General features: G+C 71.1%; 22 protein-coding genes. 7 read left to right on the top strand and 15 right to left on the bottom strand.

Annotation, left to right across the window (positions count from 1 at the left end; genetic code table 11):
- Positions 1 to 85 precede the first annotated feature (85 nt).
- Positions 86 to 619: a 5-(carboxyamino)imidazole ribonucleotide mutase gene (gene purE, locus GUY60_RS11570; RefSeq protein WP_161696607.1), complete on the bottom strand. Its 534-nt coding sequence runs from the start codon at positions 617 to 619 to the stop codon at positions 86 to 88.
- Positions 616 to 1,755 (bottom strand): 5-(carboxyamino)imidazole ribonucleotide synthase, encoded by a 1,140-nt coding sequence (locus tag GUY60_RS11565; protein ID WP_161696605.1) that lies wholly within the window; start codon positions 1,753 to 1,755, stop codon positions 616 to 618. The genes purE and GUY60_RS11565 overlap by 4 nt, the downstream gene beginning before the upstream one ends.
- A 219-nt stretch (positions 1,756 to 1,974) precedes the next feature.
- Here GUY60_RS11565 and GUY60_RS11560 point away from each other — a divergent pair, with 219 nt between their 5' ends.
- Entirely contained in the window at positions 1,975 to 2,490 is a 516-nt protein-coding gene (locus tag GUY60_RS11560; RefSeq protein WP_161696603.1) for a GtrA family protein, read from the top strand.
- Positions 2,491 to 2,496: 6 nt separating this feature from the next.
- Here GUY60_RS11560 and GUY60_RS11555 read toward each other — a convergent pair whose 3' ends face one another.
- Together GUY60_RS11555 and GUY60_RS11550 are read right to left on the bottom strand one after the other, a co-directional pair.
- On the bottom strand, positions 2,497 to 3,765 hold the full coding sequence (locus GUY60_RS11555) for a sensor histidine kinase (RefSeq protein ID WP_161696601.1): 1,269 nt from the start codon (positions 3,763 to 3,765) through the stop codon (positions 2,497 to 2,499).
- 174 nt (positions 3,766 to 3,939) lie between these two features.
- A complete protein-coding gene (locus tag GUY60_RS11550; RefSeq protein WP_161696599.1) occupies positions 3,940 to 4,626 on the bottom strand; it encodes a response regulator transcription factor in 687 nt (228 codons plus the stop codon).
- 433 nt (positions 4,627 to 5,059) lie between these two features.
- Here GUY60_RS11550 and GUY60_RS11545 point away from each other — a divergent pair, with 433 nt between their 5' ends.
- Both GUY60_RS11545 and GUY60_RS11540 read left to right on the top strand, forming a co-directional pair.
- Complete coding sequence (locus GUY60_RS11545; protein WP_161696597.1) at positions 5,060 to 6,586, top strand: peptide MFS transporter; 1,527 nt, start codon at positions 5,060 to 5,062, stop codon at positions 6,584 to 6,586.
- Between the two features lie 145 nt (positions 6,587 to 6,731).
- A complete protein-coding gene (locus GUY60_RS11540; RefSeq protein ID WP_161696595.1) occupies positions 6,732 to 7,559 on the top strand; it encodes an alpha/beta hydrolase in 828 nt (275 codons plus the stop codon).
- Between the two features lie 123 nt (positions 7,560 to 7,682).
- Here GUY60_RS11540 and GUY60_RS11535 read toward each other — a convergent pair whose 3' ends face one another.
- From GUY60_RS11535 to GUY60_RS11510, 6 genes are all read right to left on the bottom strand, one after another.
- Positions 7,683 to 8,999: a hypothetical protein gene (locus GUY60_RS11535; protein ID WP_161696615.1), complete on the bottom strand. Its 1,317-nt coding sequence runs from the start codon at positions 8,997 to 8,999 to the stop codon at positions 7,683 to 7,685.
- A gap of 38 nt (positions 9,000 to 9,037) precedes the next feature.
- A complete protein-coding gene (locus GUY60_RS11530) occupies positions 9,038 to 10,210 on the bottom strand; it encodes a hypothetical protein (RefSeq protein ID WP_312866262.1) in 1,173 nt (390 codons plus the stop codon).
- Entirely contained in the window at positions 10,207 to 11,232 is a 1,026-nt protein-coding gene (locus GUY60_RS11525) for a hypothetical protein (protein ID WP_187369987.1), read from the bottom strand. The genes GUY60_RS11530 and GUY60_RS11525 overlap by 4 nt, the downstream gene beginning before the upstream one ends.
- Positions 11,233 to 11,475: 243 nt before the next feature.
- The gene (locus GUY60_RS11520) at positions 11,476 to 12,141 is read right to left on the bottom strand and encodes an LPXTG cell wall anchor domain-containing protein (RefSeq protein WP_161696593.1); all 666 of its coding nucleotides are present in this window, start codon (positions 12,139 to 12,141) and stop codon (positions 11,476 to 11,478) included.
- 179 nt (positions 12,142 to 12,320) lie between these two features.
- Positions 12,321 to 12,824 carry an ATP-binding protein gene (locus tag GUY60_RS11515; RefSeq protein WP_161696591.1) on the bottom strand — a complete coding sequence of 168 codons (504 nt, stop codon included), beginning with the start codon at positions 12,822 to 12,824 and terminating at the stop codon, positions 12,321 to 12,323.
- A 312-nt stretch (positions 12,825 to 13,136) separates the two neighbouring features.
- The gene (locus GUY60_RS11510; protein ID WP_161696589.1) at positions 13,137 to 13,505 is read right to left on the bottom strand and encodes an STAS domain-containing protein; all 369 of its coding nucleotides are present in this window, start codon (positions 13,503 to 13,505) and stop codon (positions 13,137 to 13,139) included.
- Between the two features lie 251 nt (positions 13,506 to 13,756).
- Between GUY60_RS11510 and GUY60_RS11505 the strand changes: the two genes are divergently transcribed.
- On the top strand, positions 13,757 to 14,740 hold the full coding sequence (locus GUY60_RS11505; protein WP_161696587.1) for an RNA polymerase sigma factor SigF: 984 nt from the start codon (positions 13,757 to 13,759) through the stop codon (positions 14,738 to 14,740).
- A gap of 188 nt (positions 14,741 to 14,928) precedes the next feature.
- Here the strand turns inward: GUY60_RS11505 and hutI are convergent, their stop codons facing one another.
- The 4 genes from hutI to hutU form a co-directional block, all read right to left on the bottom strand.
- Positions 14,929 to 16,098 (bottom strand): imidazolonepropionase, encoded by a 1,170-nt coding sequence (gene hutI / locus GUY60_RS11500; RefSeq protein ID WP_161696585.1) that lies wholly within the window; start codon positions 16,096 to 16,098, stop codon positions 14,929 to 14,931.
- 183 nt (positions 16,099 to 16,281) lie between these two features.
- Entirely contained in the window at positions 16,282 to 17,622 is a 1,341-nt protein-coding gene (locus tag GUY60_RS11495) for a formimidoylglutamate deiminase (RefSeq protein WP_161696583.1), read from the bottom strand.
- Positions 17,613 to 18,815 carry an allantoate amidohydrolase gene (locus GUY60_RS11490; RefSeq protein WP_161696611.1) on the bottom strand — a complete coding sequence of 401 codons (1,203 nt, stop codon included), beginning with the start codon at positions 18,813 to 18,815 and terminating at the stop codon, positions 17,613 to 17,615. Before GUY60_RS11490 ends, GUY60_RS11495 begins: the two co-directional genes overlap by 10 nt.
- Positions 18,816 to 18,832: 17 nt before the next feature.
- Positions 18,833 to 20,497, bottom strand: coding sequence for a urocanate hydratase (hutU, locus tag GUY60_RS11485; RefSeq protein WP_161696581.1), 1,665 nt, complete (start codon positions 20,495 to 20,497; stop codon positions 18,833 to 18,835).
- Between the two features lie 125 nt (positions 20,498 to 20,622).
- On the opposite strand from hutU, the gene GUY60_RS11480 reads away from it, so the two are divergent.
- Both GUY60_RS11480 and GUY60_RS11475 read left to right on the top strand, forming a co-directional pair.
- Entirely contained in the window at positions 20,623 to 22,113 is a 1,491-nt protein-coding gene (locus tag GUY60_RS11480) for a type III PLP-dependent enzyme domain-containing protein (protein ID WP_246234742.1), read from the top strand.
- 152 nt (positions 22,114 to 22,265) lie between these two features.
- A complete protein-coding gene (locus tag GUY60_RS11475; RefSeq protein ID WP_161696579.1) occupies positions 22,266 to 23,633 on the top strand; it encodes an APC family permease in 1,368 nt (455 codons plus the stop codon).
- Between the two features lie 60 nt (positions 23,634 to 23,693).
- Here GUY60_RS11475 and GUY60_RS11470 read toward each other — a convergent pair whose 3' ends face one another.
- Entirely contained in the window at positions 23,694 to 24,530 is an 837-nt protein-coding gene (locus tag GUY60_RS11470; RefSeq protein WP_161696577.1) for a MurR/RpiR family transcriptional regulator, read from the bottom strand.
- Positions 24,531 to 24,655: 125 nt separating this feature from the next.
- Here GUY60_RS11470 and GUY60_RS11465 point away from each other — a divergent pair, with 125 nt between their 5' ends.
- Positions 24,656 to 26,056, top strand: a complete 1,401-nt coding sequence (locus GUY60_RS11465) for a purine-cytosine permease family protein (RefSeq protein WP_161696575.1) — start codon at positions 24,656 to 24,658, stop codon at positions 26,054 to 26,056.
- Positions 26,057 to 26,144 lie beyond the last annotated feature (88 nt).

The raw sequence follows: 26,144 nt of genomic DNA, 5'->3' as shown, positions 1-26,144 counted from the left end.
GGGGCCAGCCCCCGGACCCCCGCTCCTCAAACGCCGGAGGGGCTGAAATTTCCGGACCGGGGCTGGGTTTGCCGCGGGACTGAATTTAGAAACCGAACCCCGAAGCCGCGCCCTCGACCTTCGCCCGCAGTCGCTTGCCCTTCTCCGTCGCCTGTTCGTTGAGCTCCTGCTGGAACTCCCGCATGCGGGCGAGCAGTTCGGGGTCGTGGGCGGCGAGCATGCGGGCCGCGAGCAGGCCCGCGTTGCGCGCGCCCGCCACCGACACCGTGGCCACCGGGACGCCCGCGGGCATCTGCACGATGGAGAGCAACGAGTCCATACCGTCCAGGTACTTGAGCGGTACGGGCACACCGATCACCGGCAGCGGCGTCACCGAGGCGAGCATGCCCGGGAGATGGGCCGCTCCCCCGGCGCCCGCGATGATCGCCTTGAGGCCGCGGTCGGCGGCCTGCTCGCCGTACGCGATCATCTCGCGCGGCATGCGGTGCGCGGAGACGACGTCGACCTCGTAGGGGATCTCGAACTCGTCGAGGGCCTTCGCGGCGTTCTCCATGACCGGCCAGTCGGAGTCGGAGCCCATGACGATGCCGACGACGGGCGGGACCGTGGACGTGCTCATTCGGTGATCGTTCCTCTGAGGTAACCGGCTGCGTGACGGGCGCGCTCCAGCACGTCGTCCAGGTCGTCGCCGTAGGTGTTGACGTGGCCCACCTTGCGGCCCGGCTTCACGTCCTTGCCGTACATGTGGATCTTGAGCTCCGGGTCCCGGGCCATGCAGTGCAGGTACGCCTGGTACATGTCCGGGTAGTCGCCGCCGAGGACGTTCGCCATGACCGTCCACTTGGCGCGCGGGCGCGGGTCGCCGAGCGGCAGGTCGAGGACCGCGCGCACATGGTTGGCGAACTGCGAGGTGATCGCGCCGTCCTGGGTCCAGTGCCCGGAGTTGTGCGGGCGCATCGCGAGTTCGTTGACGAGGATGCGACCGTCGGGGGTCTCGAAGAGTTCCACCGCGAGGTGGCCCACCACGTCGAGCTCCTTGGCGATCCGCAGGGCCAGCTCCTGGGCGCGGCCCGCGAGCTCCTCCGACAGATCGGGCGCGGGTGCGATCACCGTGTCGCAGACCCCGTCGACCTGCTGGGACTCCACCACCGGGTACGCCACGGCCTGGCCGTGCGGCGAGCGGACGACGTTGGCCGCCAGCTCCCGTACGAACTCGACCTTCTCCTCGGCGAGGACCGGAACGCCCGCCTTGAAGGGGTCGGCGGCGTCGGCGGCCGAGCGCACGAACCACACGCCCTTGCCGTCGTACCCGCCGCGCACCGTCTTGAGGATGACCGGGAAGCCGTCGCCCTCGTCCGCGAAGGCCACGACATCGTCGGGGTCCGTCACAAGGCGATGGCGCGGACACGGGGCGCCGAGCGCGTCGAGCCTCGCCCGCATCACGCCCTTGTCCTGGGCGTGCACGAGAGCATCGGGCCCGGGGCGTACGGGAATGCCGTCCGCCTCCAGGGCGCGCAGATGCTCCGTCGGTACGTGCTCGTGATCGAAGGTGATCACGTCACAACCGCGGGCGAACTCACGCAGCGTGTCCAGGTCGCGATAGTCGCCGATGACGACATCGCTCACGACCTGGGCCGCGGAATCCTGGGGAGTGTCACTGAGGAGCTTGAACTTGATGCCGAGCGGGATGCCTGCCTCGTGCGTCATACGCGCGAGCTGCCCACCGCCGACCATGCCGACTACCGGGAACGTCACATCCTCCAGGGTAAGGGGCCCTGGGATACGTACAGACCCACGAGTCCTGCGTCACATGTCACAGCGCCGAGCGCCCGCATCGCCCGCACCCCAAGGGCTACGCGCGTCACCGGCCCCGTTGCCGCTTTCCACAGCCCCCGGCACCGGTGCTGACCGCTGGTTAGCATGACTGGGTTATCCGAGAGGCCGACCACCGAACGGACGGGGCGAACGATCACCATGAGTGAGCGGGGCGCACTACGCGTGCAACTGGACCAGTTCATCCGCGAGATCGCCAAGTTCGGCGCGGTGGGCGGGATCGGCACGCTGGTCAACCTCGCCGTGTTCAACCTGGTGCGGCACACCACCGAGATCCCCGTGGTGCGTGCCTCGATCATCGCCACGGCCGTCGCGATCTGCTGCAACTACGTGGGCTTCCGCTACTTCACGTACCGGGACCGCGACAAGAGCGGGCGCACCAAGGAGATGACGCTGTTCCTGCTGTTCTCCGCCGTCGGCCTGGTGATCGAGAACGGCGTGCTCTACGCGGCGACGTACGGATTCGGCTGGGACAGCCAGTTGCAGAGCAACATCTTCAAGTTCCTCGGCATCGGCATCGCGACCCTGTTCCGCTTCTGGTCGTACCGCAGTTGGGTGTTCAAGGCGCTGCCCGCGCGCGAGACCGTGGCCGATGCCGAATCGTTCCTGGAGGCTTCGGCGGCGGAGCCGCGGGAGCAGCGCACGCCACAGCGGTGACCCTCCTCACCTGACCGTCGGCTCGTGCTCCGTGGCGTCCTGGGGGCGGGTGCGGGACAGGAACAGGCCGAAGACCGGCGGCTTTTGCTGGAGCATCTCCAGACGGCCGCCGTCCGCCTCCGCCAGGTCACGGGCGACGGCGAGGCCGATGCCGGTGGAGTTGCGGCCGCTGATGGTCCGCTCGAAGATCCGCGCGCCGAGCTCCGGCGGCACTCCGGGGCCCTCGTCGGTCACCTCGATCACCACCTGGTTGCCGGTGACTCGGGTGCGCAGGGCGACGGTGCCGCCGCCGTGCATCAGCGAGTTCTCGATCAGCGCGGCGAGCACCTGGGCCACGGCGCCGGGCGTACCCACCGCCTTCAGGTGCTGCTTGCCCGAGCGGACCAGGGCCCGGCCCGCGCTGCGGTAGGCGGGCAGCCACTCGGCGACCTGTTGCTTGACCACCTCGTCCAGGTCGAAGGTGACGGCGGAACCGGTGCGCGGGTCACGGGAGTTGGTCAGCAGCCGCTCCACCACGTCCGTGAGCCGCTCGACCTGCGCGAGCGCGATCGTCGCCTCCTCCTTGACCGTGTCCGGGTCGTCGGTGAGCGTGATCTCCTCAAGGCGCATCGACAGCGCGGTAAGCGGGGTGCGCAGCTGGTGCGAGGCGTCCGCGGCGAGCCGCCGCTCCGCGGTCAGCATCCGCGCGATCCGCTCGGCCGAGCCGTCGAGCACGTCCGCGACCCGGTCGAGCTCCGCCACCCCGTACCGCTTGTGCCGCGGGCGCGGGTCGCCCGAGCCGAGCCGCTCGGCGGTCTGCGCGAGGTCGGTCAGCGGGGACGTGAGGCGGTTGGCCTGGCGTACGGCGAGGAGTACGGCGGCGACCACGGCGAGCAGCGCGACCAGGCCGATCATGAGCAGGGTGCGGCCGACCTCGCCGGTCACGGTGGAGCGCGGCTCCTCGACGGTGACGGTCTCGCCCTGCTCGCCCTTGGCCGTCGCCTGGATGACATCGCCGTCGGGCTTGGTGCCGATCTCCAGCGGGGCGCGGTCGGGGATGTCGATACGGGCGTACCGCTCGGTGCCGACCTGGTCCCGCAGGATGCCCTCGGTGATCCGGTCGGCGCCCATCAGCCGGCTGTCGACGATGGCTACGAGCCGGCCGGCCTCGGACTCCACGCGCTCCTGGGCGCTGCTGGTGATGGTCCGTGTCTCGACGATCACCAGGGAGACCCCGAAGACGGCGATGACCACGAGGACGACGGCGAGGGTTGAGTTGATCAGTCGCCGTCTCACGGGTTCCTCCGGGGGTGCTGCGTGGTCTTGCTTGGCGTGCTTGTTGCCCTTGACTTGGGCGCCGTCGATCGCCCTTCGGGCTCGTCCTCAAGCTCCCCCAGCTACCGCTGGGAGGTTCCCCCAGGACAGGCTGGATTTGGCTCGCCGATCATGCGCCGAGACGGACAGGGAGACCTAACTCTTCTCGAAGCGGAACCCCACGCCCCGCACCGTCGCGATGTACCTCGGATTCGCCGCGTCGTCGCCCAGCTTCTTGCGGAGCCAGGAGATGTGCATGTCCAGGGTCTTCGTCGAGGACCACCACGTGGTGTCCCAGACCTCGCGCATCAGCTGGTCGCGGGTGACGACCCGGCCCGCGTCGCGGACCAGGACCCGCAGGAGGTCGAACTCCTTCGCGGTGAGCTGGAGCTCCTCCTCGCCCATCCAGGCGCGGTGCGACTCCACGTCGATGCGGACGCCGTGGGTGGCGGGGGCCTGGGCCGGCTCGGTGGCGCCGCGGCGGAGCAGGGCGCGTACCCGGGCGAGCAGTTCGGCGAGGCGGAACGGCTTCGTCACGTAGTCGTCGGCGCCGGCGTCCAGGCCGACCACCGTGTCCACCTCGTCCGCGCGCGCGGTGAGGATCAGGATGGGGATGGTGTGGCCCTCGGCGCGCAGCCGCCGGGCCACTTCGAGGCCGTCCATGCCGGGCAGGCCGAGGTCGAGCACCACGAGGTCGATGCCGCCGACCCCGCTCTGGAGTCCTGCGTCGAGAGCCGACGGCCCGTCCTCGCGCACCTCCACCTCGTACCCCTCCCGGCGCAGAGCGCGGGCCAGCGGCTCCGAGATGGATGCGTCGTCCTCGGCGAGCAGTACACGGGTCATGGGAGTGATGGTAGTCCGCTGAACAGCGCTTACTTGGGCGGATCCGGTGGTTCACCGACGACCGCTGGGCAGCACTTCGCGTCCGCATAACGAACGCAATTCTTTCCGCGCAGTGGCTCCGTATGGAAAGCCGGTGGGATACCTTCGAAACCGTTGGCGTGGTTCCGTGGATCCCTGTGATCCATCTCTCAAGACCTTCCATAACCCGCTTTAAGGTGCCGTAATGGAGTGTCGACGCTGATGCGTACATTGAGGAACTTCTGGAGTTCTGTCTCCACTTGAGGGCCTTGTGCACGCGGACCGGATTCCCGGTCCTGAGCGAGTGATTGACCTGTGGGCCGGTATCCCGAGCGCGACGCCGCGGTGCCGGCCGCCCCCCACCCGGGCGCGCGTGCGCTTGCGCGGCGCTTCCCCGAGCGTAGAAGGAACACCCATGGCGTCCAGCCTGACGAAGGACTCGGCCGGTACCGCACCCGGCACCGGAAAGACCTTCTTCGGCCACCCCCGCGGCCTGGCCACCCTCTTCATGACCGAGATGTGGGAGCGCTTCAGCTTCTACGGCATGAGGGCACTCCTCGTGTACTACCTGATCTCGGGTGGTGCCGACGGCACCAAGGAAGGCATCCACGGCGGCGGCCTCGCCATGACGATGGCCACGGCGACGGCCATCTACGGCGTGTACCTGGCGATGGTCTACCTGCTCGCCATGCCCGGCGGCTGGTTCGGCGACCGGGTCTGGGGCCCGCGCAAGACCGTCACCATCGCCAGCGTCGTGATCATCGCCGGTCACCTCACGCTCGCGCTGCCCGGCCAGGCGATGTTCTTCATCGGTATGGCACTCGTCGCGGCCGGTTCCGGTCTGCTGAAGGCCAACATCTCGACGATGGTCGGCCAGCTCTACGACGGCCCGGACGACCCGCGCCGGGACGGCGGCTTCACCGTCTTCTACATGTCGATCAACATCGGTGCCTTCATCGCGCCGCTGGTCATCGGCACCGTCGGCGAGACCGTCAACTGGCACTTCGGCTTCGCGCTCGCCGGCATCGGCATGGCCCTCGGCCTGGTCCAGTTCCTGCTCGGCACCAAGCACCTCAACCCGCGCAGCAGCGAGATCCCGAACCCGCTGGCCCCGGCCGAGCGCAAGTCGGTCCTGGTCAAGTCGCTGCTCACGGTCATCGTCGCCGCCGTCGCGTACGGCGCCATCGTGGCGGCCGGTCTGTTCACCCTGAACTGGGCCCTGGTCCCGCTCGCCCTGATCGGCCTGATCATCCCGGTCGCCGTCCTCGTCCGCATCAAGCGCGACAAGGACCTGACCAACACCGAGCAGTCCAAGATGAGCGGCTACATCTGGTTCTTCGCGGTCGCCGCGATCTTCTGGATGATCTTCGACCAGGCGGGCTCCACGCTCTCCGTCTTCGGTTCGGGCTCGACCACCGGCTCGGTCTTCGGCATCGACTTCCCGGCCACCTGGTTCCAGTCCCTGAACCCGCTGTTCGTGATGGCCATCGCCCCGGTCCTCGCCTGGGTGTGGCTGTGGCTGGCCCGTAAGAACCAGGAGCCCAGCACCACGGTCAAGTTCGCCATGGCCCTGTGGCTCATCGGCGTCTCGTTCTTCATCTTCGTCGTGCCGATGCTGATGGCCGGCGACGGCACCAAGGTCAGCCCGATGTGGCTGGTCACCATCTACCTGGCGCAGACCATCGGTGAGCTCTGCCTCTCCCCGGTCGGCCTCTCCGTGACCACGAAGCTGGCCCCGGCCAAGTACGCCTCGCAGATGATGGGTGTCTGGTTCCTCGCCGTCACCGCCGGTGACTCCGTGATGAGCCTCCTGTCCATCGGTGGCGTCGACCTCAACACCTGGCCCGTGGTGGCCGGAGAAGCGGCCGTGGCCTGCCTCGCCGGTCTCGGGATCTTCGCCTACCGGAAGAAGATCATCGGCCTGATGGGCAACGTCCACTGACGTAGCGGTTCACTCGATCCGGCGGATTCGGCGGTTCGAACTCCCGGCCCCGCTGGGTCGAACGGAGGGCCATCGCACCACTCGGTGCGGTGGCCCTCCGCCGTTTCTGGCCTAATACCACCCGGCCGAGGGGCACCATCTGGCCATGCGCCGTGCCTTGATCGCCCTCCTCGCCTCCGGGGCGCTGCTGTCCGGGAGTCCCGTCGCGGTCGAGGCCGCACCCGGCCCCGTGGTAAAGGGCTACGCCTACGGCCAGCACGCCCGCCAGAACATGACGGTGTACGGCACGAAGGGCCCCGCCCTCGTGATCCTGCACGGCGGCTTCTGGGCCGACGACACCAACTGGAGCGACTGGGCCCGCTGGTTCGCCGACCAGGGCTTCACCGTCTACGACACCGACTACCGGCTCAACTCCGACGCCCACTGGAACGCCCAGCGCGAGGACGCCCTCGCCGCGCTGCGCTGGGTCACCGCCCGGCACGGCGGTCAGCGCCCGCTGCTCCTCGGCTCCTCCGCGGGCGGCCAGATCGCCACGGTCGCCGGGAGCTACGGCGCGGGCGCGGCCCGCGTACGCGGAGTCGTCAGCCTCTCCCCGGTGGCCACGCCGTACCGCGCCTGGGTCGACGGGGCCCGGGACGACGCCGGCCGCGACCGGCGCCGGCTGCGCCGCGAGGCCCGTCGGCTCGCGGACTGCGATCCCGCGCGGGACGGCCGGCTCTGCTGGGAACGCTGGGCGGACATGGCGGCCCGTACGCACGCCTCCGGGGCGGAGGACCCGCCGATGTACCTGGTCCACTCCGCCCACGACTTCGTACCGGCCGCGCACTCCCGTGACCTCGCCACCGCCCAGCGGGTGGCGGGGAGTTCGCGCACCCAGGTGCGGGTGGTCCCGGGCGCCGCGCACGGGGCGAAGCTGCTCGACGACCGCGGGGTGCGGAGAGCGGTGCTGCGCTGGCTGCGGGCCCGGCTCTGAGCGGTCGTCGAGCCTGTGCTTGTGCGGGCGGCCCGGCCTGACCGGTGCCTGAGCGGCCAGGCCTGACCGGTGCTTGAGCGGGCCCGAGGTCTGTCCTCAGGGCCCGCTCAAGGAGACGGTCCGTCAGCTCCTGCGGTGTCGCGGCATGAACGTGAACACCGCGCCGCCGAGCAGGATCACCGTGCCGGCGACCAGGCCGAGCGCGCGCAGGGCGCCGTTGTCGTCCGCGCCGGTCTCCGCGAGGCCGCCGCCGGAGGACCCGGCCGCACCGCCCGCCGAACCGCCCGCCGAACCACCGGCCGCGCCGCCCGGCTGCGCGGCGGTGTCCACCTCGAGAGAGACCTCCGTCTTGGCGGGGGTGCACGTGGTGGTCGTACCCAGCGCCTTCACCGTCAGGACGCCCGGCGACAGCGTGGACTTGCCGTCCGCGCCCGGCTTGTACGTACCCGTCAGGTCGGGGATCTCGATCGGGTCGCCCGACTTGATGGGCTCCTTGTTCGTGGGGCCCTCCACCGGGACCGTGCCCTTGTCCGCGCCGCCCAGCTTGACCAGCATCGACGGCTTCACCGAGTCGGCCGGGATGTCGGCGGGCGAGTCCATCACGGACTTCTTGAACTTCACGGTGAGGTCGAAGTTCCCGCCCGACTTCTTGGCGTTGATCTGCACCGGCGAGGTCGCTTCCTTGTCGCCGATGGGCGTCTTGCACTTGTACGGGATCTCGACCTCCTTGCCCTCCAGGTCCGCCGAGCCACCGCCCCCGGAGGAGCCGCCGGAACCCGAACCTCCGGAGTCCGAACCGCCCGTGTCGGCACCACCGTCGGAGCCGCCGCTGTCACCGCCGCCCGCCGCGCCGCCCGTGGGAAGCCCGGTCGGCAGGCCCGTGGGCACTCCGGTCGGCAGTCCGGTGGGGAGCCCACCCGTCGTACCGCCAGGATCGCCGCCCGTGACCTTGATGGTCGCGGCCGACTTCACGTCCTCCTCGGGCGCGCACTTGGTGTCCGTCGACATGGGCTTGCTGACGTTGATGTTGTACGCGTCCGGGGTCAGGGTGATCTCGCCGGGCGCCGTCAGCTTCAGCTTGCCCTTCATGTCGGAGAGCACCATCGGGCTGTTCTTCTTGATCGGCGGGTTCTCCCGCGGGCCCTCCATCGCGAGGTCCGCGGTCTGGCCGCCGCCGACCTTGATGGTGCCGGTCGGCTTGACCGTGTTCTCCTGCAGGTCGATGACATCGGGGTTCTTGGACGCGGCCTGGGTGGTCTTCCACACCACCTCGACCTCGTCGCCGACCTTCGCCTCCGCCGGTGCCTTGATCTCCACCTTCGTGGTCCCGTGCACCGGGTCCATGCCGGAGATCGCCGGTGGGATGCACTCGGTCTTGTACGCGGTCTCGGCCGCCTGCGCCGGGCTCGCGGCCAGGACGAGCCCCGCTCCGCTGAGCATGAGCGCGATACCGGCCGCACTCGCTCTCCGATGAGTGATCACGTGTTTCCCTTCCCTGGTGCCGTAGGTCGGTCCTGACTCGGTGCGGAGAGCCGGTGCGGTGCTCTGTCTGCTTCCTGCGCGCCCGGCGCGGTGTCCGGGGTGAACCACGGCAGCGCGGCCGTGGTCGTGGTGGTGGCCCTGGTGTCCGGGTGCGTGGCCGCGTGCGTGGCCCTGGCCGGGTGTGCGGTGCCCCGGCCGCCGGAGCGCGCCCCGGCGAGGCGAGCGCGCGTCAACTGCCGTACGCGGCGGGCCCGGTGGCCACCCGGACGCCCACCGGAACGCCCACCCGAGCGTCCCCGCGGCCGGAACCGGTCGACGACCGCCATACCGATCCGGAAGACCGCCGCGGGCACGACCACGCAGAGCAGGATCCAGAAGAGGGTGACGCCCCACGGCCGCCCCACGTCCCAGGGCTGCTCGGCGAGCACCTTGCCGCCGTACCGCAGCGCCACCGTGTAGTCGCCGTACGCCCCCGCGTCCAACTGCACGTTCAGCTTGACCTGGGCCTTCTTGCCGGGCGCGAGGGTGCCGCGCCACTGCTGCTCCTCCCACTGCGGGGCGAAGACGCCGTGCGCGGTGCCGACCTTGAAGACCGGGTCCTTGACGGGGGCCGAGCCGAGGTTGCCCACGGTCAGCACCAGGGTGCGGCTCGCGGGGGCGCCGAACCAGGTCAGGACGTTGCCGGCGCCTTCGAGCCGGGTCGACGCGAGGACCGCGAGCTTGCCGCCGGCCGGCTGCTTCGGCAACTTCTTCACCGGGTGCCCGGCCACCGTGAACGCGGCCTGCGCGAAGGCCTTCGTACCGGTGACGGTGGCGACCCGCACCACGCACGGGCAGGCCACCGGCGGTTCGGCGACGGGCAGTTCGGTGTCGAAGGCGCCCTCGGCGTCGGTGGTGACGGCACGGCCGTCGGCGTTGGCGCAGGCGTTGGTGCCGCCGACCGGGTCCGTGCCGGGGGCGGCCTGGCCGCAGACGAGCAGCATCAGGAGCGCCTTCGGCCGCCAGCCCGCGCCGCTGACGGCGATGCTGCCGCCCTTGCCCGCCTGCGTCTTGGACAGCTTCACGCTCGGGCCGTCCGCCGCCTGCGCGGCCGGGGCTCCGCCCAGGACCAGGGCCACGGCCGCCGCGAGCGCGACGACCAGTGCCCGGATGCTCGCCTTGCCGCTCACGTCGCCGCTCCCGTCAACTCGCGTTCCGTCTGCTGCTGTTCGGCCTCGTCCGGTACGTCCCGGCGGCCCCGTCGGCGTACCCGCCACACCCCGGCGGCCAGCACCGCGAGCCCCGCCGCGCCGCCCGCGAGCGCGCCCCACGGCACGAACGTCACGGACGCGCGGGCCGTGTCGCGGGCGCCGCCGCCCGCCGTCACGGTGAGCCGCACGTCGGCCGAGTCGAAGGCCGGGGCGTCCGGCCAGGGTTCGCTGAGGGTGACCCGGCGGCCGGGGATCAGCTCGACGGGCAGGGTGCGCGGGGCCCGGTCGAGCGCCTCGCCGAAGAGGCCGTCGGCCCGCACCGCGAGTCGCGGGGTGAGCACGGTGTTGCCCCGGTTCACCAGGTCGTACGTGATCTCGCCGGAGTCGTCGTCGATCTCGGCGCGCTCCACGGTGAGCGCGGAGAGGGTGGGCCCGCTGAGCCGCAGGTGCAGCCGGACGGCGGTGCTGCGGCCCGCGCCGCTCGCCACAAGCGCCGCCGGGTGGTCGCCCGGTACGGCACCGTCCGGCACCGTCACCGTGAACGGCACCTCGGCGCGGGTGCGCGGCGGCACGGTGATCTTCCGTTTCGCCGGGCGCACCCAGGCGCCGCCGTCCTTCGCCGCGGCGCCGTCCTTGAGCGCGAAGGCGCCGTCGGCCTCGTTGTCGGCGTCGGCGCCGCGCAGTTCCACGGTCCGGGGTTCGGCGCCCGGGTTGGTGACCGCCACGGTGTCCTCCAGGACGGCGCCGGGCGCGCCCTCCAGGTAGAAGTAGGGCCGCCCGTCCTCGGCGGGCCTGCTGCCACCGCCCGCCACGGGTGCGAGCGACCAGTCGTCCACGGCCGCGGTGTCGGCGTACGCACCCGGCGCGGGCAGGGCGACGAGCCCCGCCACCGCGAGCACCGCGGCCCGCCGGACAACACGCACGGCACGCACCGCCCGTACGGCACGCGACGCGGGGACGGTGACGGAGTTCGGGCGGACGGCACGGAGAACGGACGGCATCGGCGGCTCCAGGTACGGGGGACGCTCGTGGTGCGGGGGCGCGGGTGATGCGGGGCGCGGGTGATGCGGGGGCGCTGGTCGGGCGGCGTTCTGGGCGCGGGCGACGCCGACGGCGCCCGAACACCCTTGGTACGAAGGGGAGTCGGGGTGGACGAGGAAGGCTCCGGTGCGGGGAGCTCCTCCTGCGCGTACAGGACCCGTAGGCGTAAGTAGGTGTAAGCAGCCGTAAGGAAGAGTGCGGAGCTAGCCGCGTGCCGCCTGGTTGCGGCGGGTCAGCCACAGGACGCCGGCCGCGCCGACGAGCAGCACCGTGCCGCCGAGCGTGCCGAGCGCGATCGCGGAGTCCTCGGGTCCGGTCTGCGGGAGTTCCTCGCCGCCCGAGGGCGCGCTCTGCGAGCCGCCGGAGCCCTTGACGTCGAGGGTGAGGGACGGCTTCGGGTTGTTCTCGGGCGTACAGGTGGTGGTCGTGCCCATCGCCTTGATGGTGAGCGTGGACGCGGTGAAGGTGACCTTGCCGCTCTGCTTCGGGGTGTACGTACCCGTCAAGTCACTGATCTTGATGGGGGTGTTGGCCGGGATGGCCTCGGCGTTGGCGGGCCCGCTCACGGGCACCGTCCCGGACTCCGCACCGCCGAGCTTGATCAGCGCGCTGGGCTTCATCGCGCCCTTGCCGAGCTCCACCGGGCTGGACGAGACGCCCTTCTGGAAGGACATGGTGAGCTTGTGGCCGCCGCCGCTCTCGACGCTCTTGATGTCGATGGGCGACACCGCGCCCTTGTTGCCGATCGGCGTCTTGCACTGGTAGTTCACGTCCACCACTTCGGCGTGCGCGGCGGGAGCGGCGAAGAGCACCGCCGAGCCGGCCAGGGCCACGGCCGTGACGACCGCGGGCATACGTTTCCGGTACATCCGACTTCCCCTCTTCCAACTGCCCGTCTGCCACCGGCAGTTCCTGACGACACATCAGATCGGGCGCTCAAGGTACGCCCGGGGCCTTGGGGAGGGAAGACAAAAGACAGCCCGGATCTCGGGCTGTCGAGGGGGTCGTACGACGGGTTCCGAACCTGCGGTAACCCTTGGCCTGCTTGCTAACCGGGCGGCGCGGCCAGTTCGGCCCAGACGGTCTTGCCCGACTGTCCCGGCACCCGCACCACGCCCCAGTCGAGGCAGAGCCGCTGCACGATGAACATGCCGTGCCCGCCAGGCCGTCCGGCCCGGTGCGGGGTGCGCGGCGACGGCTGGCCCGCGCCGCGGTCGGAGACCTCCAGGCGGAGCACCTTGCCGTCGCAGGCGACCCACAGCTCGTCGGCGCCCTCGGCGTGCAGACAGGCGTTGGTGACGAGCTCGGAGACGACCAGGAGGACATCCTCCGCGGCGGCGCGCTGGTCGGCGCCGGCGGCGGGCAGCCAGCCCCAGTCGTAGAGCGCCTGCCGGGTGAAGTCCCGGGCCATCGGTACGACACCACTGGCGCCGTCGAGGCTGAGCCTGCGGGCCTGGGGCGCGGTGCGCGCACCCGCCGATTCCTCCGCCGCACCGGTGGCGCCCGGCTCAGGGCCGCGGTCGCCCGGCGAGAAGGGCCGGGTGGTGCTCATCAGCGCTTCACCTCACCGATTCACCAGTTCTTGAGATCTGTGCCGGATCTGTGCGATCCGTTCGATCTGTCGGGACAACATTTCGGGTCGAGCATGCCGGGCCGAGCACGTGGGTCCGGCGCTCGGCTCGCGGCGGGCTCTGTACTCGGGACGACGACGGCGGCGGCAGCGGTTCTGCGTCCGCCGACATTCATCAGGTCCAGCAGTCTCCTGCCCGGCCGATCGGCGCGAACACCCACTGATTGGCTCCGGGCCGTGTGATGCGGGTTACGTGTCGATCACACCGGGACAACTGTGCTGTAACTCCGGGCCTCAGTCGGCCAGGGCGTCTTCGAGGGTCGGATGCACCGTGAAGACGGCCTCCGCGCCGGTGATCTCGAAAACCCTGGCCACCACCGGCAGCATCCCCGCCAGATGGACGCCACCCCCCGCGGCCTCCGCCTTGAGGCGGGCCCCCAGGAGGACGTTGAGTCCGGTCGAATCACAGAACTCCAGCCGTGAGCAGTCCACGACCAGGCGGGAGGTGCCCTGGCCCAGACAGGTCTCCAAGGGTTCACGGAGGAGATCCGCGGTGTGGTGATCAAGCTCACCCACCGGAGTCACGACGGCGCTCTCGCCGTCCTGACGCACCTCGACCCGGAGCCGGCCCCGATGGGCGCTGCCGACCGTCTGGCGGTCCATGCCGTCTCTCTTCCGAAGGTTTCGAGCTGGTGATTGACGCCCCGAAAGCCTACGCCTTCCGTACGCCACGAGGTACCCGCACATCCCCCCGAAAACGGACATATCCGCAGGTTAGCCACTTGCAAGCAGCGGCGGTGAGCGGGTAGGCCTATTAGGGACAGCAATCAAACACGGCCGGCTTTGGAGGCGCCGCACTCCGTAGTGCACGTATTGGCATCGGCAGCCATATGCCGAGAACGATGGAGGATTCCATGTCACCCCGGATCGACGCATCGCCGACCCGCAACGCGACGTCGACACCCCCACCGGAACACTTCGGACACGAGCTCCCCTCCCTCCCGGCTCCCCGCGAGGAAGCGTCCGAAACCTCGGACGTCACGGACGTCACGGAGGCCGTACCCGGCCCCGACGCCCTGGAGGAGCTCACGGATCTCCCGGGCCTGCCCGAGATCCCGAATTACGCCGAAGTCGGCCCGGTGGACGCAAGGGCCCTGTCGAAGACCCTCTTCGGGCGCCTCGACTCCCTCGAGGAAGGCACCCACGAGTACGCGTACGTACGCAACACGCTCGTCGAGCTCAACCTCGCCCTGGTCAAGTTCGCCGCCTCCCGGTTCCGCTCCCGCAGCGAGCCGATGGAGGACATCATCCAGGTCGGCACGATCGGTCTGATCAAGGCCATCGACCGCTTCGAGCTGAGCCGTGGCGTCGAGTTCCCGACCTTCGCGATGCCGACCATCGTCGGCGAGATCAAGCGCTTCTTCCGCGACACGAGCTGGTCGGTGCGCGTCCCGCGCCGGCTGCAGGAACTCCGGCTCGACCTGGCCAAGGCGGGCGACGAGCTCGCCCAGCAGCTGGACCGCGCCCCGACCGTGACGGAGCTGGCCGAGCGCCTCGGCATCAGCAACGACGAGGTCGTGGAAGGCATGGCGGCGTCCAACGCGTACACCGCCAGCTCCCTGGACGCCCAGCCCGAGGAGGACGACTCCGAAGGCGCGCTCGCGGACCGCATCGGCTACGAGGACCACGGGCTCGAAGGCATCGAGTACGTCGAGTCCCTGAAGCCGCTGATCGCCGAACTCCCGCCGCGCGACCGGAAGATCCTCTCGCTGCGCTTCGTGGCGAACCTGACGCAGTCGGAGATCGGCGAGGAACTCGGCATCTCCCAGATGCACGTCTCCCGCCTGCTCTCCCGGACCCTGGGCCGGCTGCGCAAGGGACTGACAGTCGAGGAATGACCGGTCGAGGAATGACCGACTGCCTCGACCCGGCTGACACACCCTGAGTACGACGAGCACGACGAGCACGACGAGCACGACGAGTACGACGTGTCACACGCACGCCAGCGGCGGCGGTGGCGGGGGCGCTCCTCCAGATACGTGGAGCGCTGCCGCCACCGCCGCCTCGGCGTGTACGGGGGCCTGTCTCAGCCGAGCAGGACGCCCTTCTGCCACACCTCACGCACCAGCGGGACGCCCGGCCGGTAGGCCAGGTGGACATGGCTCGGGGCGTCGAGCAGCGCCAGGTCGGCGCGGGCACCGGGGACGACCCGGCCCACGTCGGTACGGCGCAGGGCCTGCGCACCGCCCGCTGTGGCCGCCCAGATCGCCTCGTCCGGGGTCATCCCCATGTCGCGTACCGCCAGGGCGATACAGAACGGCATGGAGGACGTGAACGACGAGCCCGGGTTGCAGTCCGTGGAGAGCGCGACCGTGGCGCCCGCGTCGAGGATCCGGCGGGCGTCGGGCCACTCGGCACGCGTGGAGAACTCGGCGCCCGGCAGCAGCGTCGCCACCGTGTGGCCCTGCGCGAGCGCGTCCACGTCGGCGTCCGTGAGGTGCGTGCAGTGGTCGGCGCTGGCCGCGTCGAGCTCCACGGCGAGCTGCACGCCGGGGCCGTACGAGAGCTGGTTGGCGTGCACGCGCGGCAGGAGGCCCTTGGCGGCGCCCGCGGTGAGGATCGCGCGGGCCTGGTCCCCGTCGAAGGCGCCCTTCTCGCAGAACACGTCGACCCAGCGGGCGTGCGGCGCGCAGGCGTCGAGCATCGCGCCGGTGACCAGGTCCACGTAGCCGGCCGGGTCGTCCGCGTAGTCCGGGGAGACGATGTGGGCGCCCAGGTAGGTGACCTCGTCCGTGTGCCGGCTCGCGATGCGCAGCGCGCGGGCCTCGTCCTCGACGGTCAGTCCGTAGCCCGACTTGGTCTCGAAGGTCGTGGTGCCCTGCCGGGCCGCCTCGCGCAGGTACCGCAGGAGGTTCGCCTCCAGCGCCTCGTCGCTCGCCGCGCGGGTCGCGGCGACGGTGGTACGGATGCCTCCGGCGGAGTAACTCCGGCCGGACATGCGGGCGTTGAACTCCTGGGTGCGGTCGCCGCCGAAGACCAGGTGGGAGTGGGAGTCGACGAAGCCGGGGATGGCGGAGCGGTGCTCGGCGTCGTGCAGGTGGTCGGCCTCGGGGGCGTCTTTGGCCTGGCCCACCCAGGCGATGCGGTCGCCTTCGAGGACGACTGCCGCGTCCTCGACCAGGCCCAGGGGGCCGTCGCCGCGTTCTGGGTCGTTGGTTACGAGGCTGGTGATGTTGGTGATGAGGGTGGTGCTCATGGGTTCCTCTCGCTTTTTCTTTTCCCCTCCCCGCCCCTTCCCGAACTGGGGCTCCGCCCCAGACCCCGCTCCTCAAACGCCGGAGGGGCTGGATTTGGGCAGATGAAATTCAGCCCCTCCGGCGTTTGAGGAGGCCCGTCCGGCGAGGACTTCGGGAAGGGGCGGGACTGGGGAACAAAGGGGCTACGACCTCAGCGCGGTGATCGCCGAAGTCAGCGCCGACGGCACGTCCGGTACCGAGGTGTGCGTACCGTCGCGGACCACGTGCCGGCCACCCACCACCGTGTCCCGCACATCCGCCGCCGACGCCGCGAACACCGCCGCCTCCGCGCCGAGGCGAGGTCGGACCCCCGCCGTGCGGACCGAGTCGAGGGTGATCGTCGTGAAGTCGGCGTACGCGCCGCTCTCCAGCACACCGGCCCCGGACCAGCCCAGCGCCGCGTGCCCGTCCGCCGTGGCCGCCCGGAGCAGCGCCGCGGCCGTCCAGTGGCCGCGGGTGCGGGTGCGCAGGCGCTCGTCGAGCTCCAGGGCGCGTGCCTCCTCCAGGAGGTCGATCACGGCGTGGCTGTCGGAGCCGAGCGACAGGGGCGAGCCCGCGCGCTGCAGCGCGGCGGCCGGACCGATGCCGTCGGCGAGGTCGCGTTCCGTGGTGGGGCACATGCACGTGCCCGTACCGGAACCGCCGATGAGCGCGATGTCGTCGGCGGTCATGTGGGTGCTGTGGACGGCGGTGGTGTGCGGGCCGAGCACGCCGTGGTCGGCGAGCAGCCGCGTCGGGGTGCGGCCGTGCGCGGCGAGGCAGGCGTCGTTCTCGGCGGTCTGCTCGGAGAGGTGGACGTGCAGGGGCGCGCCGCGCTCCTGTGCCCACGCGGCCACGGTGCCCAACTGCTCGGCGGGGACGGCCCGTACGGAGTGCACAGCCGCGCCGACGCGTACGCCCTCGGCGTCCTTGAGCGCCGAGACCCGCTCGGCCCACGCCTCGGCCGTGCCGTCGCTGAAGCGCAGCTGGTGGCGTTCGGGGGCGGCGCCGAAGCCGGACGAGAGGTAGGCGGTGTCGAGGAGGGTGATGCGGATGCCCGCGTCCCGCGCGGCGGCGATCAGCGCTTCGCCCATGGCGTTGGGGTCGGCGTAGGGCGTGCCGTCGGGCGCGTGGTGGACGTAGTGGAACTCGCCGACAGCCGTGATCCCGGCGAGCGCCATCTCCGCGTACACGGCCCGCGCGAGTGCGTGGTACGTGTCCGGGTCGAGGCGGGACGCGACCTGGTACATGACCTCGCGCCAGGTCCAGAACGTGCCCGAGCCAACCTGCACGGTGGAGCGCAGCGCGCGGTGGAAGGCGTGCGAGTGGGCGTTGGCGAGGCCGGGGAGGGTGAGGCCGCGCAGGGCGACGGCGCCCGGCGGCGGGGCCTCGACGCCCTTGCGTACGGCGGCGATCCGGCCGTCGGGGGTGATGTCGAGGGCGACGCCCGGTTCGACGTTGGTGCCGAGCCACGCGTTCTCTGCCCAGTAGGTCGTCAGCTGCACGCGAGCCCTTCCAGTACGTCGGCGAGTGCGAGCACCCCGGCGACGCAGTCGTCCTCGGCCGCGAACTCGGCCGGGGAGTGCGAGACGCCCGTGGGGTTGCGTACGAACAGCATGGCCGTGGGGATCGAGCCGGACAAAATACCCGCGTCGTGGCCCGCGCCGGTGCCGAGGACGGGGAGCGGCCGCTCCGAGCGAGCGCCCAGGATCGTGCCGAGCTCGTCGCGCAGCGCGTCCTCGAACTCGACGACCGGCGTGAAGGACTCCCGTACGACATCGAGGTCGATGCCGTGCCGGTCGGCGTACTCGCGGGCGGCCTTCTCGATGCCCGTGACGACCGTGTCGAGGGTCGGCTGGTCGGCGGCGCGGGAGTCGAGCCAGCCGCGCACCAGGGACGGGATGGCGTTGACGCCGTTCGGCTCGACCGCGATCTTGCCGAACGTGGCGACGGCGCCCGCGAGTTCGGCCTCGCGGCGGGCGGCGAGGACGGTCTCCGCGTACGTCAGCATCGGGTCGCGGCGGTCGACGAGGCGGGTCGTGCCCGCGTGGTTGGCCTCGCCCCGGAAGTCGAAGCGCCAGCGGCCGTGCGGCCAGATCGCGGACGCGATGCCGACGGGGTCGCCGGTGAGGTCCAGGGCGCGGCCCTGCTCGACGTGAAGCTCCACGAACGCGCCGATACGGGCGAGGCGTTCGGGGTCGGGGCCGATGCCGTACGGGTCGTACCCGGCCGCCTCCATGGCCTGCGGGAGGCTGACCCCGTCGCCGTCGCGGAGCTTGTGCGCGGCCTCCACGGTGAGCTGTCCCGCGGTGAGCCGGGAGCCCACGCAGGCGAGCCCGAAGCGCGCGCCCTCCTCGTCGCCGAAGTTCACGATCGCCAGGGGGCGAGTGAACGACACTCGCCTGGCGCGGAGTTCGTCGAGCGCGGCGAAGGAGGAGACGACGCCGAGGGGGCCGTCGAAGGCGCCGCCGTCCGGGACGGAGTCCAGGTGCGAGCCGGTGACGACGGCGTCGCCCCGGGCGGGGTCGCCGAGCCAGGCCCACTGGTTGCCGTTGCGGTCGACCTCGTAGTCGAGGCCGCGCGCCTCCGCCTGCGCCTGGAACCAGAGGCGGCACTCGGCGTCGGCGCCGGTCCATGCGTAGCGGCGGTAGCCGCCAGAGGCGTCGCTGCGGCCGATCGGCCGCAGCGAGCGCCACATGGCGTGGAACGTGTCGCTCACGCTGTGCCTTCCTCGCGCATCGGAATCCGTACGCCCTTCTCGTCCGCGACCGACTCCGCGATGTCGTAGCCCGCGTCGACGTGCCGGATGACGCCCATGGCGGGGTCGTTGGTGAGGACGCGGCGGATCTTCTCGCCCGCGAGCGCGGTGCCGTCCGCGACCGAGACCTGACCGGCGTGGATGGAGCGGCCCATGCCGACGCCGCCGCCGTGGTGGATGGAGACCCAGGAGGCACCGGACGCCACGTTCACCATGGCGTTGAGCAGCGGCCAGTCCGCGATCGCGTCGGAGCCGTCGAGCATGGCCTCGGTCTCGCGGTACGGGGACGCCACCGAACCGCAGTCCAGGTGGTCGCGGCCGATGGCGAGGGGCGCGGCGAGGGTGCCGTTGCCGACCATGTCGTTGAACATGTCGCCCGCCTTGTCCCGCTCGCCCTGGCCGAGCCAGCAGATACGCGCCGGAAGACCCTGGAAGTGGACGCGCTCGCCGGCCATCTTGATCCAGCGGTGCAGCGATTCGTTCTCCGGGAAGAGGTCGAGGATCGCCTTGTCCGTCTTGTGGATGTCGGACGCCTCACCGGAGAGCGCCGCCCAGCGGAACGGCCCCTTGCCCTCGCAGAACAGCGGCCTGATGTACGCCGGTACGAAGCCGGGGAACGCGAACGCCCGGTCGTAGCCCGCGAGTTGGGCCTCGCCACGGATCGAGTTGCCGTAGTCGAAGACCTCGGCGCCCGCGTCCATGAAGCCGACCATGGCCTCGACGTGCCGGGCCATGGACTCACGGGCGCGGGTGGTGAAGCCCGCCGGGTCCTTGGCCGCGTACGTCGCCATGTCGTCGAAGTCGACGCCGACGGGGAGGTACGCGAGCGGGTCGTGGGCCGAGGTCTGGTCGGTCACGATGTCGATCGGGGCACCCTCGGCCAGCATCTGCGGAAGCAGCTCCGCCGCGTTGCCGAGCAGGCCGATGGAGAGCGGGCGGCGCGCGTCGCGGGCCTCGGTGGCGAGCTGGAGCGCGTGGGCCGGGTTGTCGGCCTTCACGTCCAGGTACTTGTGCTCGATGCGGCGCTCGATGGCGCGCGGGTCGACGTCGATACAGATGGCGACGCCGTCGTTCATCGTCACGGCGAGCGGCTGGGCGCCACCCATGCCGCCGAGTCCGGCGGTGAGCGTGATGGTCCCGGCGAGCGTGCCGTTGAACTTCTTCGCGGCGACCGCGGCGAAGGTCTCGTACGTGCCCTGGAGGATGCCCTGCGTGCCGATGTAGATCCACGAACCGGCCGTCATCTGGCCGTACATGGTGAGGCCGAGCTGCTCGAGGCGCCGGAACTCCTCCCAGTTCGCCCAGTCGCCGACCAGGTTGGAGTTGGCGATCAGGACGCGCGGGGCCCACTCGTGGGTCTGCATGACGCCGACCGGGCGGCCCGACTGGACGAGCATCGTCTCGTCCTGCTTGAGGGTGCGGAGCGTACGCACCATGGCGTCGAAGGAGCGCCAGTCACGGGCGGCCTTGCCGGTGCCGCCGTAGACGACGAGCTTGTCGGGGTGCTCGGCGACCTCCGGGTCGAGGTTGTTCTGCAGCATGCGCAGCGCGGCTTCCTGCTGCCAGCCGAGGGCGCTCAGCTCCGTGCCTCGCGGGGCTCGGACAGGGCGGGGTCCCGACATCGTCGGCCTCCTCCAGTAGTCACAACCGTTCACATCCGTCTATTCACATCCTGGGTGCCTGAATATGTCTAGTCAACACCTGGGGCGTCGGTGCGCCCCGGAGCCGACGATGATGGGATGGAGCCATGGCCATAGGTGACATGGACGCCACGAGAGCTCTCACGCCCGACGACCTGCCCCCGGGCGCCCTGACCCGCAGGGGCGGGGCGGATTCCCGGCATACGGGCGGGGCGGATTCCTGGCGTACGGACGGAGCCGATTCCCGGCTCACGGGCGGGGCGGATTCCCGCCCCGAAGCGGCCGCCGAGCGACGCGACGCCGCGGTGCGCGCCGCCGTCGCCCAGGGTCTCGTCGGCCCGGACACCCCGGTCGCCGCCCTGCTCGACGTGGCCGGGATCCGGCAGTCCGCGGCCGCGCTCCGCTCCGCGTTCGCCGAGGTCACGACCGCCCCCGTACTGCACGCCTTCGCCGTCAAGGCGAGCCCGCTCGTGCCGGTCCTGCGGCTGCTCCGCAAGGCCGGGATCGGCGCGGAGGTGGCCAGCCCCGGTGAGCTCGCCCTGGCCCGCGCCGCCGGTCTGAAGCCCGCGCACACGGTCCTCGACTCCCCCGCCAAGACCCTCGCCGAACTGCGCCAGGCCCTCGCCCTCGGCATCGCCGTGAACGCCGACAACCCGCAGGAACTGGCCCGCCTCGACAGCCTCGCCCGCTCCGCGCCCACCCGCTCCGCGATCGGCCTGCGGGTCAACCCGCAGATCGGCGCCGGGTCCATCGGCGCGCTCTCCACCGCCACGGCGACCTCGAAGTTCGGGGTCGGCCTGCGGGACAGCGGGGCGCGCGAGTGGGTGGTGCGCGCCTTCCTCGACCGGCCCTGGCTGACCCGCCTGCACACCCACTCCGGCTCCCAGGGCGTACCGCTCGGCCTGCTCGCCGAGGGCGTCCGGGTGACGTACGAACTCGCCGAGGAGATCAACCAGTTGGCGGGCCGCCGGCAGGTCGACACCATCGACATCGGCGGCGGGCTGCCGGTCAACTTCGACTCCGACGTGGAGAACCCCACGTACGCGATGTACGCCCGGCTGCTCCAGCGGGAGGTGCCGGGACTCTTCGACGGGCGGTACGCGCTCGTCACCGAGTTCGGGCGGTCGCTGCTCGCCAAGCACGGCACGATCGTGGCCCGGGTCGAGTACACCAAGGCGGCCGGGAACCGGCGCATCGCGATCACCCACGCCGGCGCGCAGGTCGCCGCCCGCACCGTCTACGCACCCGGTTCGTGGCCGCTGCGGATCGCCGCGTACGACGACCAGGGGCGGCCCAAGACCGGTCCCGAGATCCCCCAGGACGTGGCGGGACCGGCGTGCTTCGCGGGTGACCTGCTCGCCGAGAACCGCCCGCTGCCGCTGCTCGAACCCGGCGACCACGCGGCCGCCCTGGACACCGGCGCGTACTACTTCTCGCACCACTACGCGTACAACAGCCTTGCCAGGCCCGGGATCCACGGCTTCTCGACGGGCCGGGACGGCACGGTGCGGTTCGCCACGGTACGCGCCCCGCAGACGATCGACGAGGTCGTGGCGGAGTCGGGCGGGGAGCACACGCGGGCGCTCGACGCGCTGTAGCGGCACGGTGCGGGATGCGGTGCGCTTCACCGCCGTACGCGTATCGGCGGTGAAGCTCTGAAGAACCTCTGAGAACCGGTGTTCGCCGCATCCCCGCCCGCCCCGGGGGCAGAACCTCCACCTGACGCATCAGCGATCGGGGGAGGTTTCAGATGTCCACCATCGACCCAGTCACGGCGAAGCCGGCCGGGGAGCCGTCTCAGCCGGAGCTCAAGCGGGCCATCGGTCCCAAGCTGCTCATCCTGTTCGTGATCGGCGACATCCTCGGCACCGGTATCTACGCCACCACCGGAAAGGTCGCGGGGAAGGTCGGCGGCGCCCTGTGGGTGCCGTTCGCGATCGGCTTCGTCGTGGCGATCCTGACGGCGGCCTCGTACGTGGAGCTCGTCGGCAAGTACCCGAAGGCGGCCGGTGCCGCGCTCTACACGCAGAAGGCGTTCAAGGTCCCCTTCCTGACCTTCATCATCGCGTTCATGGTGATGTGCTCGGGCCTCTCATCGGCGAGCGCCGCGGCCCGCGCCTTCAGCGGCGACTACCTCACCGAACTCACCTCGGGCGCACTGCCGCCCACCCTCGTCGCGATCCTGTTCATCCTGCTGCTCGCGGCACTCAACCTGCGCGGGGTCTCCGAGTCCGTGAAGACGAACGTCGTCCTCACCCTGGTCGAGCTGACCGGCCTCGTGATCATCCTGGCGATCGGCGCGTACGCGGTTTTCAGCGGCGACGGCGAGCCGTCCCGGCTCACCGAGTTCGAGTCGGGCGGTACGGGCTTCGCGCTGATGACCGGCATCCTCGGGGCGACCGCGCTCGGCTTCTTCGCGTTCGTCGGCTTCGAGGACTCGGTGAACATGGCCGAGGAGACCAAGGACCCGGTACGCACCTTCCCGCGCGCCATCTTCATCGGCGTCGCCGTGACCGGGACCATCTACGTCCTGGTCGCGCTGGTGTCCTCGCTCCTCGTCGACTCCAAAACGCTGGCCGGTTCCAGCGGGCCGCTGCTCGAAGTGGTCAAGGCCGGCGGCATCGACTTCCCGCACCAACTCTTCGCCCTGATCGCCCTGTTCGCGGTCACCAACTCGGCGCTCATCAACATCATGATGGCCTCGCGGCTCTGTTACGGCATGGCCAACGAACGGATCCTGCCGCGCGCGATGGGCCGCGTCCTGGCCCGCCGCCGCACCCCGGTCGTCGGCATCGTCTTCGTCTCGCTGCTCGCCATCGGCCTGGTGTCCACCGGTGAGATCGAGGGGCTCGGCGACACCACGGCGTTCCTGCTGCTCTGTGTGTTCGCGGTGGTCAACGTGGCGGTCCTGGTGCTGCGCCGGGACCCGGTGGACCACCAGCACTTCCGCACCCCGACCGCGCTGCCGGTACTCGGCGCGATCACGGCCCTGATCCTCGCCGGCCCGCTCGCCGACCGGCCCGCGGAGGTCTACATCCGGGCCGGCGTCCTGGTCGCCATCGGCATCGCACTGTGGGGCGTCAACAAGGTGGTGATGCGGGCCCGCCACGAGGACTGAGCCGAGCCGACCAGGTCGTACGGGCGGGCCGGACACCGCCTGGAGCCCGCCCGTACGCAGTCACTCCACGAACAGCCCGCGCTCCGCGGCCCGGGTGTCGAACTCCTCCAACCGCGCCTGCGCGTCCGGCAGTCCGTCGCACATCGCCTCAAGCAGCACCCGGCCGAGCAGCATCGGCGCGCACGCCGTGTCGAAGGAGAGACCGGTACCGACGGCCGCCGGGATCAGCAGGTCGGACACCTTCGCGACCGGCGCGAACGCGCTGTCCGCGACAGTGACCACGGTCAGGCCCGCGGCCCGCGCGTACGTCAGCGCCTCGACCACCTCACGCGGGTGCCGCGGCAGCGCGAAGCAGAGCAGCGCCGACGCCCCGACCCGTACCGCGTCGTCGATCCGGTCCTCGATCAGCGAGCCGCCCTCGCGCAGCAGCCGGACATCGGGGTGCACCTTGCCGGCGAAGTACGTGAAGCCGTACGCCTGCGAGGCGGCCGCGCGCAGGCCGAGCACCGGCAGCGGCCGGGACGCGGCGAGCAGCCGCCCGGCCCGCTCCACCGGCTCCGGGTCGGCGAGCGCCGCCGCGAGGTGCCGCAGGTTCTCGATCTCGGCCTCGACGGCCTGTTGGTACTCGTTGAACTCGCCCTTCCCCGCGGCCTGTTCGGCCGGTGTCACCTCGCGCAGATGCCGGCGCAGCGCCGGGTAGCCGTCGAAGCCGAGGGCCACCGCGAACCGGGTCACCGAGGGCTGGCTGACCCCGGCGAGCTCGGCCAGCTCCACGCTCGACAGGAACGGCACTTCGGGGGCGCGCCGCACCATGCAGTGCGCGATCCGGCGCTGCGTGGGGGTGAGCCGGTGGCCCTCGAAAAGCTGTTGCAGCCGGGCGGCAGCGCTGTCCGTCACCGGGCCCCTCCTTCGTACTGGGTGGTCGGCGTAACCAAAGTTTTACGCCAGGGCATTGACAAAATATTCAGCCACCCAGAACTCTGCATGAGGATATACAGACGGGCAACAAGGCAGGGGCTCTCATGGCCGGCTCACTCCTGGAACAGCGCTCCATCGATGTCGTACCGGACGAGGAACGGCACGGTACCGCTTTCTCCCAGTTCACTCTCTGGCTGGGCGCCAACCTCCAGATCACCGCGGTCGTCACCGGCGCCCTCGCCGTGATCTTCGGCGGCGACGTGGTCTGGTCGATCATCGGCCTGGTCGTCGGCAACCTGCTCGGCGGGGCCGTGATGGCGCTGCACTCCGCGCAGGGCCCGAAGCTCGGCCTGCCGCAGATGATCCAGTCCAGGGCCCAGTTCGGCGTGCGCGGCGCGGTCGTGCCCCTGCTCCTGGTCATCCTCATGTACATCGGCTTCTTCGCCTCCGGCAGCGTCCTCGCCGGACAGGCCGTGGGCGAGCTGACCCACCTCGGCGAGACCCCCGGCATCCTGATCTTCGCGGCCGTCTCCGGCGTGATGGCCGCGGTCGGCTACCGCCTGATCCACGCCGTGGGCCGGGTCGCCAGCGTCATCTGCGCCCTGGCCTTCGTCTACCTCGGCATACGCCTCCTGGAGCGCGCCGACCTCGGCGCGCTGCTCGGCGACGCCCACTTCGGCCTGCCGATGTTCCTGCTCGCGGTCTCCCTCTCCGCGTCCTGGCAGCTCGCCTTCGGCCCGTACGTCGCGGACTACTCGCGCTATCTGCCGCGTACGACGTCGACCCGCGCCACGTTCTGGTGGACCCTCTCCGGCTCGTCGCTCGGCGCGCAGTGGTCGATGACCTTCGGTGTCCTGGTCGCGGCCACGGCGGGCGGCGCCTTCATGGACAACCAGGTCAGCTACGTGGTGGGGCTCGGCGGCAGCGGCCTGATCGCCGCGTTCCTGTACTTCGTGATCGCGCTCGGCAAGCTCACCATCAACGTCCTGAACACGTACGGCGGCTTCATGTCGATCGTCACGAGCATCGGCGGCTTCCGCGGCCGGCAGGTGCTCTCGCCGCGCGGCCGGGCCTGCTACATCGCCCTGATCATGGTCGCGGGCACGGCAGTCGCGCTCCTCGGCAAGGACAGCTTCCTGACCTCGTTCAAGGACTTCCTGCTGTTCCTGCTGACCTTCTTCACGCCCTGGTCGGCGATCAACCTGGTCGACTACTACCTGATCTCCCGCGAGCAGTACGACCTGCCGGCTCTGTCCGACCCGAACGGCCGCTACGGCGGCTGGCGCTGGGATGCCCTCGCCGTCTACGGGATCGGCATCGCCATCCAACTCCCGTTCCTGGTCACGCACTTCTACACGGGCCCGCTGGTCGCTGCGCTCGGCGGCGCGGACATCTCCTGGATCGTGGGCCTCATCGTCCCGGCGGCCCTGTACTGGGCCCTGGCGGGCCGCAAGCGGGGCACGAAGGCCGAGCCCACTCCGGTAACCGCCGACCACGTGGGCTGACCCGGCGGACAGCCAGGAGGGGCTGATTTATCAGCCCCTCCGGCGATTGAGGAGGCCCGTCCGGCAGGACTTCGGGAAGGGGCGGGGC

Source organism: Streptomyces boluensis (assembly GCF_009908195.1).
Classification (GTDB): Bacteria; Actinomycetota; Actinomycetes; order Streptomycetales; family Streptomycetaceae; genus Streptomyces; species Streptomyces boluensis.
This window is presented reverse-complemented; position numbering and strand designations above follow the sequence as displayed.

Bases quoted from the DNA above. Each gene is read 5' to 3' on its own strand.
- purE (WP_161696607.1), bottom strand. From the start codon at position 619: ATGAGCACGTCCACGGTCCCGCCCGTCGTCGGCATCGTCATGGGCTCC.
- GUY60_RS11560 (WP_161696603.1), top strand. From the start codon at position 1,975: ATGAGTGAGCGGGGCGCACTACGCGTGCAACTGGACCAGTTCATCCGC.
- GUY60_RS11550 (WP_161696599.1), bottom strand. From the start codon at position 4,626: ATGACCCGTGTACTGCTCGCCGAGGACGACGCATCCATCTCGGAGCCG.
- GUY60_RS11545 (WP_161696597.1), top strand. From the start codon at position 5,060: ATGGCGTCCAGCCTGACGAAGGACTCGGCCGGTACCGCACCCGGCACC.
- GUY60_RS11540 (WP_161696595.1), top strand. From the start codon at position 6,732: ATGCGCCGTGCCTTGATCGCCCTCCTCGCCTCCGGGGCGCTGCTGTCC.
- GUY60_RS11535 (WP_161696615.1), bottom strand. From the start codon at position 8,999: ATGCTCAGCGGAGCGGGGCTCGTCCTGGCCGCGAGCCCGGCGCAGGCG.
- GUY60_RS11525 (WP_187369987.1), bottom strand. From the start codon at position 11,232: ATGCCGTCCGTTCTCCGTGCCGTCCGCCCGAACTCCGTCACCGTCCCC.
- GUY60_RS11520 (WP_161696593.1), bottom strand. From the start codon at position 12,141: ATGTACCGGAAACGTATGCCCGCGGTCGTCACGGCCGTGGCCCTGGCC.
- GUY60_RS11515 (WP_161696591.1), bottom strand. From the start codon at position 12,824: ATGAGCACCACCCGGCCCTTCTCGCCGGGCGACCGCGGCCCTGAGCCG.
- GUY60_RS11510 (WP_161696589.1), bottom strand. From the start codon at position 13,505: ATGGACCGCCAGACGGTCGGCAGCGCCCATCGGGGCCGGCTCCGGGTC.
- GUY60_RS11505 (WP_161696587.1), top strand. From the start codon at position 13,757: ATGTCACCCCGGATCGACGCATCGCCGACCCGCAACGCGACGTCGACA.
- hutI (WP_161696585.1), bottom strand. From the start codon at position 16,098: ATGAGCACCACCCTCATCACCAACATCACCAGCCTCGTAACCAACGAC.
- GUY60_RS11490 (WP_161696611.1), bottom strand. From the start codon at position 18,815: ATGTGGCGCTCGCTGCGGCCGATCGGCCGCAGCGACGCCTCTGGCGGC.
- hutU (WP_161696581.1), bottom strand. From the start codon at position 20,497: ATGTCGGGACCCCGCCCTGTCCGAGCCCCGCGAGGCACGGAGCTGAGC.
- GUY60_RS11480 (WP_246234742.1), top strand. From the start codon at position 20,623: ATGGCCATAGGTGACATGGACGCCACGAGAGCTCTCACGCCCGACGAC.
- GUY60_RS11475 (WP_161696579.1), top strand. From the start codon at position 22,266: ATGTCCACCATCGACCCAGTCACGGCGAAGCCGGCCGGGGAGCCGTCT.
- GUY60_RS11465 (WP_161696575.1), top strand. From the start codon at position 24,656: ATGGCCGGCTCACTCCTGGAACAGCGCTCCATCGATGTCGTACCGGAC.